Source organism: Thauera carbonicopians (assembly GCF_025699485.1).
In the GTDB taxonomy this organism is placed as follows: domain Bacteria; phylum Pseudomonadota; class Gammaproteobacteria; order Burkholderiales; family Rhodocyclaceae; genus Thauera.
The window spans coordinates 1-14277 of sequence record NZ_JANUXN010000015.1; the positions used below are offsets into that span (position 1 = coordinate 1).

The 14277-nt window shown below is 60.8% G+C and carries 19 protein-coding genes and 1 pseudogene; 13 read left to right on the forward strand and 7 right to left on the reverse strand.

The genetic code is table 11. The features are described 5' to 3' along the window. A partial coding sequence (locus NX068_RS16125; RefSeq protein WP_263462278.1) for a hypothetical protein occupies positions 1-219 on the reverse strand: 219 nt, incomplete at its 3' end. Between NX068_RS16125 and NX068_RS16130 the strand changes: the two genes are divergently transcribed. From NX068_RS16130 to NX068_RS16155, 6 genes and pseudogenes are all read left to right on the forward strand, one after another. Continuing rightward, a complete protein-coding gene (locus NX068_RS16130; protein ID WP_263462279.1) occupies positions 218-853 on the forward strand; it encodes a hypothetical protein in 636 nt (211 codons plus the stop codon). The genes NX068_RS16125 and NX068_RS16130 overlap by 2 nt on opposite strands. An 84-nt stretch (positions 854-937) precedes the next feature. After that, positions 938-1192, forward strand: a complete 255-nt coding sequence (locus NX068_RS16135; protein WP_263462280.1) for a hypothetical protein — start codon at positions 938-940, stop codon at positions 1190-1192. A gap of 168 nt (positions 1193-1360) precedes the next feature. Beyond that, positions 1361-1541: pseudogene (locus tag NX068_RS16140) on the forward strand (transposase); the annotation flags it as partial. Positions 1542-1552: 11 nt separating this feature from the next. Then, positions 1553-1960, forward strand: a complete 408-nt coding sequence (locus NX068_RS16145) for a GNAT family N-acetyltransferase (protein ID WP_327084833.1) — start codon at positions 1553-1555, stop codon at positions 1958-1960. Between the two features lie 114 nt (positions 1961-2074). Next, positions 2075-2677, forward strand: coding sequence for a DUF2399 domain-containing protein (locus NX068_RS16150; protein ID WP_263462281.1), 603 nt, complete (start codon positions 2075-2077; stop codon positions 2675-2677). Between the two features lie 140 nt (positions 2678-2817). After that, positions 2818-3105 carry a DUF1330 domain-containing protein gene (locus NX068_RS16155; protein WP_263462282.1) on the forward strand — a complete coding sequence of 96 codons (288 nt, stop codon included), beginning with the start codon at positions 2818-2820 and terminating at the stop codon, positions 3103-3105. Here NX068_RS16155 and NX068_RS16160 read toward each other — a convergent pair. Then, the gene (locus NX068_RS16160) at positions 3090-4268 is read right to left on the reverse strand and encodes an AI-2E family transporter (protein WP_263462283.1); all 1179 of its coding nucleotides are present in this window, start codon (positions 4266-4268) and stop codon (positions 3090-3092) included. The two genes, NX068_RS16155 and NX068_RS16160, sit on opposite strands and share 16 nt — an antisense overlap. 272 nt (positions 4269-4540) lie before the next feature. Here NX068_RS16160 and NX068_RS16165 point away from each other — a divergent pair, with 272 nt between their 5' ends. The 7 genes from NX068_RS16165 (at position 4541) to tsaA (ending at position 9290) form a co-directional block, all read left to right on the forward strand. Next, positions 4541-5224, forward strand: a complete 684-nt coding sequence (locus NX068_RS16165; RefSeq protein WP_263462284.1) for a DNA-3-methyladenine glycosylase I — start codon at positions 4541-4543, stop codon at positions 5222-5224. Between the two features lie 34 nt (positions 5225-5258). Continuing rightward, complete coding sequence (locus NX068_RS16170) at positions 5259-6032, forward strand: hypothetical protein (RefSeq protein ID WP_263462285.1); 774 nt, start codon at positions 5259-5261, stop codon at positions 6030-6032. A gap of 52 nt (positions 6033-6084) precedes the next feature. After that, positions 6085-6912, forward strand: coding sequence for a class D beta-lactamase (gene blaOXA, locus NX068_RS16175; protein WP_263462286.1), 828 nt, complete (start codon positions 6085-6087; stop codon positions 6910-6912). A gap of 44 nt (positions 6913-6956) precedes the next feature. Further along, positions 6957-7556, forward strand: a complete 600-nt coding sequence (locus tag NX068_RS16180) for a class I SAM-dependent methyltransferase (RefSeq protein WP_263462287.1) — start codon at positions 6957-6959, stop codon at positions 7554-7556. A 113-nt stretch (positions 7557-7669) separates the two neighbouring features. Beyond that, complete coding sequence (locus NX068_RS16185) at positions 7670-7915, forward strand: hypothetical protein (protein ID WP_263462288.1); 246 nt, start codon at positions 7670-7672, stop codon at positions 7913-7915. Positions 7916-8314: 399 nt separating this feature from the next. Beyond that, entirely contained in the window at positions 8315-8722 is a 408-nt protein-coding gene (locus NX068_RS16190; RefSeq protein ID WP_263462289.1) for a GFA family protein, read from the forward strand. 76 nt (positions 8723-8798) lie between these two features. Further along, positions 8799-9290, forward strand: a complete 492-nt coding sequence (tsaA, locus tag NX068_RS16195) for a tRNA (N6-threonylcarbamoyladenosine(37)-N6)-methyltransferase TrmO (protein ID WP_263462290.1) — start codon at positions 8799-8801, stop codon at positions 9288-9290. An 88-nt stretch (positions 9291-9378) separates the two neighbouring features. Here the strand turns inward: tsaA and NX068_RS16200 are convergent, their stop codons facing one another. The 5 genes from NX068_RS16200 to NX068_RS16220 are packed head-to-tail and all read right to left on the reverse strand — an operon-like array spanning position 9379 to position 14274. Further along, positions 9379-10713, reverse strand: a complete 1335-nt coding sequence (locus NX068_RS16200; protein WP_263462291.1) for an OprD family outer membrane porin — start codon at positions 10711-10713, stop codon at positions 9379-9381. Continuing rightward, positions 10710-11183 (reverse strand): plastocyanin/azurin family copper-binding protein, encoded by a 474-nt coding sequence (locus tag NX068_RS16205; protein ID WP_263462292.1) that lies wholly within the window; start codon positions 11181-11183, stop codon positions 10710-10712. The genes NX068_RS16200 and NX068_RS16205 overlap by 4 nt, the downstream gene beginning before the upstream one ends. 50 nt (positions 11184-11233) lie before the next feature. Next, positions 11234-12049, reverse strand: a complete 816-nt coding sequence (locus NX068_RS16210; RefSeq protein ID WP_263462293.1) for an ABC transporter ATP-binding protein — start codon at positions 12047-12049, stop codon at positions 11234-11236. Beyond that, positions 12042-13094: a FecCD family ABC transporter permease gene (locus NX068_RS16215; protein WP_263462294.1), complete on the reverse strand. Its 1053-nt coding sequence runs from the start codon at positions 13092-13094 to the stop codon at positions 12042-12044. Before NX068_RS16215 ends, NX068_RS16210 begins: the two co-directional genes overlap by 8 nt. 55 nt (positions 13095-13149) lie before the next feature. Continuing rightward, complete coding sequence (locus NX068_RS16220; RefSeq protein WP_263462295.1) at positions 13150-14274, reverse strand: ABC transporter substrate-binding protein; 1125 nt, start codon at positions 14272-14274, stop codon at positions 13150-13152. Between the last annotated feature and the right edge of the window lie 3 nt (positions 14275-14277).

The window sequence follows — 14277 nt, forward strand, 5'->3', positions numbered from 1 at the left end:
GAACACGTTCTTTGCCAGATCCACCCCGATCGTCGTAGCATTCATTTGGACTTCCCCTTTCGCGTCTTCAGATTGAACTTCAGCAATCCAATCTTGGCACTTCGATGCCGGGCCCAACAGGCCACCAGCGGAAGTGGGAAGTCCCTTTGTAGTCAATCCACCGAACCTCCGGCAAGCTGCGCTTGCCTCCGTTCGGTGATTTACAACGTTATGCGTCATGACACCTAGCCATCTTTTCCGCTGTCTTGGCCTTCTGCTTACGCTCACTCTTGGTGGTTGCAGCACGGGGCTTTATCTCAAGCCTGAGGCCGCTAACGGCACCTATAACACTGAGAACCCCACTTATCCTGGCCCGCAGCAGGTCATCGAGTTCCGTCCCGCTGACGAAACGTGGATTGTCTTTCGCGTCCTGGCCAAGCTTCCCAACCCGCATAGCCCTGAGGGGACGAAGCTCACCGCGTACTTCCGCTTTATCTATCTTCTTCCTGAACCACCGCGCACGAGCTGGTCGCTATTCCCCAGCGAAGCGGAAAAGGAGGAGAATAAAAACCTCTTGGAGCGGAGAAAGCACCAACGACTTGAGATAACGGCATCGAGCCCCTTCGCTACTATCGTGCTCCCGGACGGAACGAGAACTCAAGTCGCACTTCCGTTCCTTGAGAAGCCGTACAACCATAGTGAAGATCCCCGCGCCCACGGAATTTGGGGGCCGCAATTCGTTATTTCGCCAAAGATGCTTGACAATTTCACGGTCATATTCCCCGATATCTTTCTCAACGGGAAGAAGCTAGACATTCCTCCCGTCAAATTCGGCATCAGCAAGGACGTGTATGCGCCGGTACTCAACTGCTGAAGCCATGACGCATAACCTTTCAGTCGAGCGGATCTGCGCGAAAAGCCGCGCAGGCCGCTCATTTCTACGTTGGGCATCTCTTCAATGACGAAACTACGCACATGGGCGCTACGAGCAGGAATTACGTGCCTAGCTCTTGGCCTGCTGCTGTCCTGGGGGGCTGATTTCCTGCCGGTCGACCTTCCTTCTTCACTAACCAACTTGCTTTTCAGTTCTTCTTCACCAGGCCACACCTACTATCGCGTTGTTCCTGCAGAAAACGGCTCTATTGCCGAGCTGGCGTTGCTCGGGGTGGGGTTTGGACTAATCGCTGTCGGTCTTTATCCGCGGAACAAATGACGGCTACAGAATTCAACAACCCAGTCCCCTCTGGCTCTGCGACGCCCAACCTTTTAATCCACCGGGCCTGCGCGGAAAGCCGTGCAGGTCGGTGATTTCAAACGTTGGTGACCCGCTCCCTGTGAATAGTACGTAACCGATGTAGAGTCCGTTCGCAAAGGAACGGCAATGAACAAACGGTTCACGGAGGAACAGATCATCGGCGTGCTCAAAGAGGCCGAGGCAGGCGTCAAGCCGGCGGAGCTGTACCGCAAGCACGGAATATCGGAAATGATGTACTACAACTGGAAGGCAAAGTACGACGGGATGACGGCGTCCGAGGCGCAGCAATTGGGGGCATTGGAACAGGATGGAGAGACAATGAACGTAGTCGTGAGCCTGGAAGATGCGATCGATCAGGATGAAGTTATCGAGCTTTATCGCGCCAACGGCTGGTCCTCGGCAGACAAACCGATCGAACTGATGGCGGCGTTGAGAGGGTCGCATTCGCTGGTTACCGCCAGAGTTGAAGGTCGGCTGCTCGGCCTCGCAAATGCCATCTCGGATGGGCACCTGGTGGTGTACTTCCCGCACATGCTGGTTCATCCTGATTCTCATCGGCAGGGAATCGGTCGCTCGATGATGAACGCTTTGTTGGAGCGCTACCGCCATTTTCATCAGCTCATGCTGACGGCAGATGGAGACGCTGTTCAGTTCTACGAAGCGATGGGCTTTGCCCGAGCGGGGCGAACAGTGCCGATGTGGATCTATGCGGGAACGGATCATTAGCGACTTTCCTCGCCATCATGTGGTGATTGCGTGAACGCAGAGCATCTCGACTGGCTCCCTCCCGACGCCCAAGGCATCTCCACCGCATGGCTTACCGACCCCAGCCATTCCAGCTTGCGCGGCAAGCGCCTGCGCCGCGCCTTCGACCACCCTCTCCCTGATATCGACGCCTGGCCTTCCGCGTGGCGCGAACTGCTGACGCAATGGGTGCGCTGTGCCACTCCCGACAAACGCCATCGCCACGAAGCGCTATTCGAGAAGGCCGGCTCCGAGCGCGCCAATGCCCCTCCCGCCACCTGGCGTCTGGTCGAAAACCGCAGCGCCTTCGAGAAAGCCGCCGCTGCGCGCCAGTCCGATGAAGCCGTGCTACGGCTGCCCTGCTACCCACCAGGCTGGTGGAGCGAATCAATCACTCAGCTGCTGCATCTCTCCCCAGCTCCCGCCACCATTGCTTGCGACCCCGACCCGGACGGCATCGGCATCGCCATCGCGATGCAGGCCGGCTCTCTGTGGGAAGAGGCGGGGCAAGAATGGACGCCGTGGCGCATGAATGCCGCCGACCTGCGCGGACTCGCCCACCGCCGCCCTCTCACCGATCGCGACCGCGCCCTGCTCGAACAACTGCAGCAACATCCTATGCCGGCCACGCTCGCGGGGCTTGCAACAACCATGCTGGATCTTGGCGAAAAAGGCGAACAGGAAAGCCTGTTCTGGTAGTAGCCTCGGCAAAAGTGGCATTCAGCAGCGATCATCTGGAGGACATCGGCCTTCACTTGCTCGGTGCCGTATAAGTTCCACTCAAGCAAACCATCAAGACATTCGGCCCGATTAGCTCAAACATCAGAGGATTGAAAGAAATGGCAGCCTATGTCATCGGCCACATCACCGTGAAAGACCCGGACAAATGGGCTGAATATCGCAGCAAGGTACCGGAAACGCTGGCGCCCTGGGGCGCCGAACTCGTGCTGCGCGGCAAGCAGACCGGCGTACTCAGCGGACAGCACAGGCATACGGATACAGTCGTCATACGCTTCCCTGACTCGGAGGCTGTGGCCAAATGGTACAACTCGAGCGCTTATCAGGCGCTGATCCCTTTACGCACTCAGGCGGCAGAGATCGATCTGATCAGCTATGAGTCCGCGTGATCAGAGTCCAATTTCTCCGTCTGCGCACCCACAGTCCCACTCGATGATTCAGCCAGCGGCGGCAAGCCCTCCTCCTGTTCCGCTACCCGTGCGACCGGCCCGACGCCGGTAACCGGCTGCCGCCGCTCCTCGGTGAATATCGACCACACCGCCACGAACAAGGCCGCAATCAACGGGCCGATGACGAAACCGTTGATGCCGAGCAGGGTGAGCCCCCCGAGCGTGGACACCAGCACCACGTAGTCCGGCAGCCGCAGCCCCTTGCCGACCAGCGCGGGGCGCAGCAGGTTGTCGATCGTGCTGATCACGAATGCGCCGATCGCCAGCAGGATCAGGCCTCTCATGTAATCGCCGGACAGCAGCATGTAGAAGGCGAACGGCCCCCACACGACGAAGGTGCCGATGGCCGGCAATAGCGACAGCACGGCCATCACGGTCCCCCACAGCAAGGCGGCTTCGATGCCCAACAGCCAGAACGCCACGCCGCCGATTGCGCCCTGGATCGCAGCGACGGTGAAATTGCCGAGCACCGTGGCCTTCGCCACCTCGATGAACTTGGCCATCATCCGGTCGGTATGGTGGGCGCTGAGCGGGCTGGCACCGCGGATCGAGGCCACCAGGCCGGCGCCGTCGCGAAACAGGAAGAACAGCACGTACAGCATCACTGCCCCGCTGACGAGCAGTTGCGCCGTACTCTGGCCGATGCTCAGCGCCTGCGTGGTGATGACCTGCGCCGACTTCACCGCAAACTGTCTCAGCCGCGCCTGGATCTCGGCGACATCCCCCAGATCCAGCATTTCGAGCCCTCTCATCACGGTCGCGGGCAGCGCGTCATGGATGTGTGTAACGATCGCTCCGGGGTCGAACTGCCGCGTGCTGAGGCGAGTGTAGAGACCGGTTGCCTCCTGGACCAGCGAGGAAAAAACGACGAGGCCCGGGATGACGACGATGCACACGCAGGCAAACACGCTGAGCGCCGCCGCCAGCGTGTGCCGCCCACCCAGCCAGACCACCAGCCGGCGCTGCAGGGGATTGAACAGGATGGCGAGAATTGCCGCCCACAGCAGCGCGCCATAATAGGGCAGCAGCAGCCATACGAAGGCGGCAGTCACCAGTATGATGAGGGTGACGAAGCTGATCCGGTGGGCGGTCAGGGGCTGCATGCGTTGTCGTCGCCTCCATGGAGTCCGGTTCGACTATACCGGACCATGCCGCGATCTTGGAGACATCCAGCCGAACATGGCTCGGCAGAATACCTCCATGCAGGCGTTCAATCGATGACGCTCGTCGTTGTGAATGAGGTATCTTCCAGCTTTTTGCCGTATGCAGTTTCAGTATGCAGCCCACTGCGGGCTCTGTGGTTCAGCTCAAGCATCACCAAACTTGAAAATCGATTTTCGCAAGACTCCACATGCCGAAACAACAAGAGACCAAAATGACTCTCGATTACCGCTGGCTTTACGACACGGTGCGCATGCGTTTCGAATCGGACGAGGCCATGGAGGCCTTCCTGCCCAAGGCACTCACTGCCGAAAAACTGAAGTGCAAAGGCGATGACCGCTATCTTTCCGCCATGAGCCAGCGGGTATTCCAGGCCGGCATCCAGCACTCGGTCGTCGATGCCAAGTGGCCTGCCTTTGAAGAAGCCTTCTGCGGCTTCGTGCCTGAGCAGATGGTACTGCTGGGCCCCGAGCAAATCGAAGCCCACATGAAGAACGAGCGGATCATCCGCGATCGCACCAAGCTGCAAAGCATTCCCAAAAACGCCCGTTTCATCCTGGATATCCGCCAGGAGAGAGGAAGCAGTTTTGGCGAATTCATTGCCAGCTGGCCGATCTCCGACATCATTGGTTTATGGCGCTTGCTGGCCAAGCGCGGCGCCCGCCTGGGCGGGCGCTCGGGCGCCGGATTTCTGCGCCTGGTCGGAAAGGATACTTTCCTGTTGACCAGCGATGTGATTGCACGCCTTGCTGCCGCCGGCATCATCGACCATGAGCCCACCAGCCAGCGCGACCTGCAAATCGTGCAGGATGCCTTCAATGCATTGCAGCAAGACTCCGGAAGACCGCTCTGCCAGCTATCCGCCATGCTGTCCTTGAGCATCAATCCGCAGTTCTGACGAGGCCCCCCGCATTTCTCATATCGCACAGAAGATGAGCCAACCCCTTCAGAAGCCCCGCCTCACCGATCCCTGCAGGAACTGGTTTGCCACCTTGGTCGCGCGCTACGACGACGAAGTGCTTAGATCGCCTTCCCCGGCTGAGCCGGGCAAACCGCTGGATGCGGAACAGCAGCGCGCCTGGGGCGCCCTCGAGTCCTGGTGCCAGACCGGCGCGGGCACCGGGCGCACACCGTTCTGGCGCCCGTCGCAACTACCCGACGTGCCCGTGCGCTTCAGCTTGGCCGTCATGGTGGGAGAAGACAGCGTTGGCAGATCACGCCTGGTCGACACCTTTGCGCTCCACCTCGACCGCAATGATGAACTCGCCGAATTATCCGCAGCTTCAAAGCTGAAAGGCTGGCAGCTCAAGCTGGCGACGAAATGGCACGAACTGTGGTGGTGGCGAAAACGGCATCCACGCCAGCCCTGGGACTGCGGTTACCTGATGGAAAACTCCGCGGCAATGGCTCGATTGGCAAGCTTCAGGCCACGCCGGCCCACGCTGATCATCGCCGACCAGTTGCGCGGCAGCAGTCTTGAACAGGCATTGCAGGCGTTAAGCGGGGCGGCATCGGACTACCGCCATCCTGTCCGGCTGCTCGTGCTCGATGCAGCCGTGCCCAGCATGCTGAAATTGCGCTTCGATGCTGACGTTCAGCGCTGGTACTCGCCTGTATGTTCATCGGGCCTCGTGTCAGTGATTGATTTTGCAGGCAGGCATTTTCAGGACGAGGCGCTGCAACCCTTGGCTGAAGACCATGCCTAGCAACAGCGGTGTACACCGATTGCAACTACCATCGAATCGCAAAGGAGAACAGGTGGCAACCCGGATCCTTGCAATACTGTTTTTGACGCTTTCTCCAGCCGCGTTCTCGCATGCGCAGGAAGGCGTGCAAGAACGCCCCGACTGGGGAAGGTTCTTCAGCAGCATGCAGGCCAAAGGTACGATAGCCATCACGGACGAGCGCCAGGCGGACGCTACCATCATGAGCTTCGATATCTCCCGATCGGAGAAGCGCTACTCACCCGCCTCGACGTTCAAGATTCCACATACGCTTTTTGCGCTCGATGCAGGCGTGGTTCGCGATGAATTCCAGGTTTTTCACTGGGACGGTGTCGAGAGGAGCTTCGCGGGCCACAACCAGGATCAGGACTTGCGATCCGCAATGCGAAATTCCACCGTCTGGGTCTATGAGCTGTTTGCCAAGGAGATCGGCGAAAGCAGCGCCAGGCGTTATCTCGAGCAAATCGACTATGGCAACGCCGATCCTTCGACCAAGGATGGCGATTACTGGATAGATGGCGAACTTGCAATCTCGGCACAGGAGCAGGTCGCGTTTCTCAGAAAGCTCTATCGGAACGAGCTGCCCTTCCGGGTGGAACATCAGCGCCTGGTCAAGGACCTCATGATCGTGGAGGCAGGCCGCAACTGGATACTGCGCGCGAAAACGGGCTGGGAAGGCAGCACGGGCTGGTGGGTAGGCTGGGTCGAGTGGCCCACGGGCCCCGTCTTCTTCGCGCTGAACATCGATACTCCCAACAGGCTGGACGATCTGTACAAGAGAGAGGCGGTCGCGCGGTCAACACTTCGCTCCATTGAGGCCTTGCCGCCCGATCCATCGACCAGTCCGGAAGCTGGAAAATAGAGCCGCCTCAGCGACTTACGCGATAAGACGAAAGGACGATCCTGATGACAGCCAAGGATACAGAGAGTGGATGGGAAGCCTTCTATCGAGCCAACCAGGATCGCGCAGTCTCTCCACTTCTCCGCCGCGCTCTTGGCCCTGAGCTTCTGCCCCGTGGCAATGGCCACGCCATCGATCTTGGTTGCGGCGCCGGCATAGAGACCTCGCTGTTGCTGAACGCGCACTGGAACGTCCTGGCCATCGACAAGGAGCCGGAAGCGATCCGGCGTGTCGAAGCATTGGTAGCCAAGAGTACCAGCGGCACTCTGCTTACCCTCGTCTCGCGCTTCGAGGATCTGGACGAACTACCGCCCGCCGCACTCGTTCACGCGGGACTCAGCCTGCCGTTCTGCGCCTCGGCGAATTTTCCATCCTTCTGGGCCTCGATCGTCACGGCGCTCGAGCCTGGCGGAGTGTTCGTCGGCCACCTTTTTGGCGACAGGCATGACTGGGCCGGGCACCCTGAGATGAGCTTCCATGGCAGGGAAGACGTCGATGCCTTGTGTAAGGGCTTGGAGGTTGAACTGCTGCGCGAAATCGAGGGGGATGGCGGGCACGTGCCCCATCACTGGCATCGTTTCGATTTCATAGTCAGAAAGCGGTAACAAGGCCTGACGGCCTTCACATATCCCGCTTTACCATACTTCGCTGCCAATCTATTCTAGTTTCCCGTCAACCAGCGAACGCTTCGCAGCGACCAGACTCAGACGCCACACTCATGCTCAACATCTCGATCCCGAAAATTGAAAACAAATGGTGGATGCAAGCCACTACATTCTACCTTGCATTCATGCTTTCTCTATGGCTGACGCGATCGGCCGGTTTTAATGTACTTGAAGGATCTTTTGAAGCGAGCCGGATCCTTGTTTTCATCCTGTGCCTCACCTCCGTCCAGAAAGTGATCCGTACCTTGATCTTCCTCGTCATTCTCGTGATCAAGCCATCCCTGACAAGCAAGACCTGAAGCACTGCCTGCGCATGACTCCGCTACTGGTTCTCTCCCTCGCCTCTGCACCAGTCGTGCTGATCTTCGGCTATCTATGGACAAGCAGCCCCTCCAGCGGCGGAGAGCGGCCCCCTTATTCAGACCCAAAATTTCTTGGCACCCTCGGCGTGAGCCTGATCGTGGCAATCATCGCAGCAGCCGAATGGCTCCAACCTTTATTGCCGCCATTCAGCGGGAAACTTTCCTACATATACAGTGCCGTACACTCGCTCATGGGCATACGAGGACCTGCCTGACTCATTTCTGCAATCGCACTGGTCTTCGTCAGTCAGGCTTTGATGACTCTCAGATCCCGAACGCATGGACAAAAAGGCTGAGTGACCCAGTTTTCGTCAGATAACTATCAAGGAGATTGCCATGAAAGGCTCATGCCTGTGCGGCTCCATAGAAGTTGAGACAGAAGATCACACCGAAGTCGGACTTTGCCACTGCTCCATGTGCAGGCGCTGGTCGGGTGGGCCGATGTTCGCCGTCCACTGTGGAGCGAGCGTCCGGTTCAGTGGCGACACGCCTTCCACCTATCGCTCATCCGACTGGGCCGAGCGCGGTTTTTGCTCCACATGCGGAACGCACCTGTTCTACCACCTGCTGCCGAGCAACGAGTACATCCTTCCAGCCGGGCTTTTCCAGGACACTCAATTCCGGCTCACCAATGAGATCTTCATCGACGAGAAGCCATCGTTCTACGACTTCAGGAACGAGACGCACAAGCTCACCGGCCAGCAGGTATTCGAGCAGTTCATGCCGGATGGCAAGGAGAACTGAAGCGAACTTCTTAAGGCGCTTCATGATGCACTGTGTAGCTCCGTCTCTTCGCTAACTGTGCAGGGCCCGAAAATCCATGAGTGATTCCGACTTCATCCGTATGCGCCCCATCGGCCGGGTTCTGAGCCCGTTCACGTCGAAGGAAGGCGTTCCGATCCAGACGGCCGGTGCGCCGGAGGTGAAGGGAGAAATCGAGGTCTTTGCCGAATTCGTCGCCGGTCTGAAGGATCTGGCGGAGTTCGAGTACATCATCCTGCTCACCCGCCTCCATCTCGGGACGGACGAACCGCTGGAAGTGGTGCCCTTCCTCGACGACGCCAGCCATGGCGTGTTCGCGACGCGGGCGCCGAGCCGCCCGAACCGGATCGGCCTGTCGATCGTGCGGCTCGCAGGGATCGATGGTGCGCGGCTGTCGTTCGAAGGCAACGACATGGTAGATGGCACGCCGGTGCTGGACATCAAGCCTTACGTACCGGCATTCGACGTCCGCCACACCGAGCGCATCGGCTGGTTCGCCGAACGCCTTGGGCAGTTGCCGGGCAAGCTGTCCGACGGTCGCATGCGCTAGCAAGCGGCATGCAGCTGCGGCCGGCGAGCTGCGGCCGTATGGCCTGCGGGGTGCAGCCGGCCCATCGCCAGGCCGGCTGCGTCACCGATCAGAAAATGCTCAGCGGCATTTCCGCCACCAGGCGGATCTGATCCACGCTCAGTTCGCCCTGGGCCTTGTTGGCGCGATGGGCGCTGTAGCGCAGTTGCAGGGCCAGGCCCTTGGCCTTGCCTTCCTGCACCGTATAGCGAACGATCATGTCGCGTTCCCAGTGCTTGCCACCCGAGCCCGGCGCGCCGAGGAAGTTGGTGTAGACGCTGTTCATGCGGCGGTAGTCGATGTCGGAGCCGCGCGTATAGGCCACGCCTGCCGTCAGGCCCGACGTGACCATCTGGCCGAGATCGACGTCGTACTTCAACTGCCACGATGCTTCGTTCGGCGCATTGAAATCGGAGATCTGCATGGCGTTTTCCAGCCAGATCGAGCCGCGGTTGACGTAGTCGAACGGCGTGTCGCCATCCACCTTCTGATACCCCAGCCCCAGCTTGTGCACGCCGAAGGCATAAGTGCTCATCAGGCTCCAGGTGGTGTTGTCCACCTTGCCGGCCTTGGCCTTGCCGGTGTCGGTGTTGCGGTACAGGTTCAGGCTGAACGACAGCGACTGCTTGTCGGCCAGCGCCATCTTGTAGAAGCCGCCCAGATAGGCGGTGTTCCACACGTCCTCATAGCGGCCGTAGTAGCCGGACAGGCTCAGCCCCGCGACCGGCGTGGTCCAGTTGCCACCGGCGAAGGTGAAGGAATTGCCGTTGACGCCCGAGTAGTTGGCCAGCAGTTCGCCGCCGTTCTTGCGCGAATTGCGGTCGGCCCACTGGGTGAAGCGGCCGGCCTGCAGCGACAGGCTCTTGATCTCGTTGCTGCTCAGCAGCCAGCCGCGGTTGGTTTCGGGCAGCAGGCGGGTATCCGACGAGTGGAAGATCGGATTCTTGGTGCGCATTTCGCCGTACTTCAGCTCGGTATTGGAAAACCGCAGCTTCACCACTGCACCGGCGCGGCCGAAGGCGTCCTTCAGGTCGTCGTCGTCCCGCGCGAGATAGCGCGGATTGCTGCGCACGGTATCCGGATCCGCACCCAGGTTCAGCCCGCCATAGGCATGCGCATCGACGCCGAAGCCGACCGTGCCCTGCGTGTAACCCGATTCGAAGTTGAGCATCAGGCCGTAGCCGATTTCTTCGGCCTTGTCCGAGCGCGGCCCCTTCACCACGCGCGTGGTGTCGCCGTGCTGATAGTTGAGCCGCTCGTACAGCAGGCGGTTCTGCATCTTCAGGCTGGCACCTTCGACGAAGCCCTTGGCCTCGTCCTGGGCGCCGGCATGCGCCTGCATGGAAACCGCCAGCGCGGAGACAAGTGCGCAGAGCGCCAGAGGGGTGTTCTTGATGGATTTCACTTCGCCGCCTCCATCAGGCCGATGAGCTCGTCGGCGCGGTTGGCGTTGGTCATCATGCGCCCGCGCAGGCCCTGCACCGACTTCACGGCGGCGGGCACCTGCGATTGCATTTCCTCGCCTTCACCGACCTGGATCGCGCCGATCATCGCCATCATCATGTGCGGCGGGCAGACGTAGAAATACATGCCGGGCTTGTCGAAGGTGACGGTGTATTCCTCGTCTTCCTGGCTGGTGAATTTCTTCACGCCGGCAGGCGCGGTCATCAGCTTGACGAAATGGGTCTTGTGCGTCGGCTTGAAGGTGACCGTATCGCCCGGCTGAACCGTGAGGTACATCGGCTTGAAGGCCATCGTGGCACCGGCATCGTCGATGTCGAGCATTTCCACGACGTGATCGGCCCCCCAGGCTTGGGGGGCCAGGGTCGTAGCTGCGATGCAGGCTACGGCAGCCATCCAGTTTCTAGTTTTCATGGTTGATGAGTCGAGTGAGTTAACAAAGGAAAACGGTCTCGAGGCACGGATCAGGCGGGCTGATACGCAACTTCCACGACCCTGCCAGCGGCACCGCCGAACGCGCCGCGCAGCGGCGTGATGCGCGGCAGGCCATCGCAGCCGGTGACGACGTCAGTGCGGATGCCGTAGATGCGCTCCAGGAAGCCGACGCTCATTACTTCGTTCGGCGCACCTTGCGCCTGGACGCCGCGCTCGGCGATGACGATGGCCTCGTCCGCGTACTGCGCCACCAGGTTCAGGTCGTGCAGCACGGTCAGGGTGATGCAGTTGCGCTGGCGCGTCTGCTCCAGAAGGATGTCGAGCAGTTGCACCTGGTGCTTCAGGTCCAGCGCGCTGACCGGCTCGTCGAGCAGCATCAGCGGACTTTGCCGCATCAGCAACTGGGCGAACAGCACCATCTGGCGCTGTCCGCCGCTCAGGCGGGCAACCGAGCGGTTGGCCAGATGCAGCAGGCCGACGGTCTGCAGGGCGGCCAGCGCCTGTTGCAGCAGTTCGTCGCTGATGTGCATGCCGAGGTTGGTCAGGCGTCCGAGCAGCACCACTTCCACCGCGCTCAGATCCACGTCCAGGTTGATGTCCTGCGGCATGTAGGCCATCGCGGCCTGCCACTGCGTCAGGCGGGAATGGTCTTTCTGCACATTGCCGTGACGCACCTGCCCCCTCACTTGCTGCAACTGTCCCGTGACCATCTTCAGCAGGGTGGACTTGCCGGCGCCGTTGGGGCCGATGATGGCGTACAGCCGCCCCGGATGCAGTCGCAGGGAAATGCCTTCGAGGATGGTGTCCTTGCCCCTCAGCACGGTGGCGTCAGTGATATCAAGCATGTTTGCGCAGGCTCTGCAGGATCAGCACGAAGAAAAAGGGCACGCCGATCAGCGCGGTGACGATGCCGATCGGGAAAATTGCCCCCGGCAGGATAGTCTTGGACAGCACCGACGAAGCCGACAGCAGGCAGGCGCCGCACAGCATCGACAACGGGATGTAGTAGCGCTGATCCTCGCCCACCAGCATGCGGGCGATGTGCGGCGCCACCAGGCCGATGAAGCCGATCACGCCGACGAAGCCGATCGCCGTGGCGGTGATCAGCGACACCAGCGCCAGCGTCTTCAGCCGCAGCCAGCGCACGTTCACGCCCAGGCTCGCGGCGCGCTCCTCGCCCATGCGCAAGGCGGTCAGCTTCCAGGCGTCGCGCATCAGCAGCACGGTGCAGACCGCCAGCACCCCGGCCACGCAGGCCACGCTGTACCAGTGGCTTTTCAGCAGGCTGCCGAACAGCCAGAAGGTGATCTGCTGGCTGAGCTCCGGTGAAGCGATGTATTGCAGCAGGCTCAGCAGCGCCTGGAACAGGAACAGCAGCGAGATGCCTGCCAGCACCAGCACGTAGGTGCTGATGCCGCGTACCGAGGCCAGCACGAACAGCAGCCCCGCCGCCAGCATGCAGAAGACGAAACCGCCCAGCGGCACGGCGATCAGGGTCGGCAGGCCGAAACCGTCGAAATACAGCGTCAGCGCCGCACCGAAACCCGATGCCGCCGCCAGGCCCAGCGTGTAAGGGCTGGCCATCGGGTTGTTCAGCAGGGTCTGCATCTCGGCACCGCCCAGCGCCAGCGACGCTCCGACAACCAGCGCCATCGCTGCGATCGGCAGCCGCATGTTCATGACGATGGCACGGGTGGAGCTGTCGGCCTCGTCCACATTGAGCAGGGTCTGCACGACGTCGACCAGGCCGATCATCGACGGGCCGGTGGCGATGTCCAGCACCAGCGTGAACAGACAGAGCACCGCGAACACAAGCAAAAAGCCGCCGCGGCGGCGTTCGCGGCGGCGGTGTGTCAGCTGTGCCGACTCCAGTTGAGCGGAAAGTTGCATGGAAACTCCATGGCCGCAACGCAGTGCAAAAGCCCTGCGTTGCGGCCGATCGTGCTTACTGCCCGTCCAGGTTGGTGGCAAAAGTGCCCTGCGGCACCACCGGCAGATACTTCTTGTAGAAATCGATGTAGTTCTGCTCCGGGTTCAGGTCGGCGAACACTTCGGGGTACAGCGCCTTGGCGATGTACTGCACCATCGTGTAGTCGGCCTGGGTACGCGACGCGCCCTGGTACAGCGCATGCAGGCGCTTGTTCTTGACCGCCGGCAGCGCGTCCCAGCCCGGCCGCTTGGTGTAGCCGGCCAGGCGCTCGGCCGATTCCTTGCGGTCCACGCCCTGGCCGATGCGCATCGCGGTGGACGTCTTGGACAGGTTGCCGCCTTCCGTACCGGTGATGAACACCACGTCCGGCATCGAAGCCAGGATCTGCTCGGGGTTGATCGGCCCCCACCATTCGACGAAGGGCTTGGCGATATTTATGCCGCCGGCCTGCTCGATCATGCCGCCCCACATGTTCTTGCCGTAGGTGAAGCCGACTTCGCCCGGACCCTTGTTGCCGAATTCGGCGTAGGCCTTGGGCTTGGGCAGGCCGGCCTTGGCCAGGCGGGCGTTGATGTCGTCGATCGCGTCCTTGTAGTCCTTGTTGATCGCGGCGGCGCGATCGGGCTGACCGGCGATCTCGCCGAACAGCTCGGTGCTCTTCAGGTGGTTCTCCAGCTTCTGCGCGTTGTAATCCACCACCACGATGGGGATGCCGGCTTCCTTAATCTGGTCCACGTCGCTGCCCAGGCCCAGCACCTGCCATTCGGCCAGCACCAGCACGTCGGGCTTGAGTTCGATGACCTTCTCCACCGAGAAAGTCATGATCTCCACCTCGCCCATGTCGGGCAGCTCGTCGATGGCAGGCATGTGGTCGGTGTAGAGCTTCCAGCTCGTCGGCCGCCAGCCCTTCCAGGCTTCCTTCGAGATGCCGACCACCTTGGTCCAGCCCTGCTCGCCGGCCACGGCCATGTAGTCTTCGAAATAGAAGCCCAGCGCCACGCGCTTGGCGGGCAGGTCGAGCGTGACCTGCTGGCCGCTGATGTCGGTCAGGGTCTTGACTTCGGCATGAGCGGTAAATGCCGATGCACTGATGCAGGCAGAGACGAGCAGGCTTTTGACCAGGTGCTTGAGATTCATCATGAG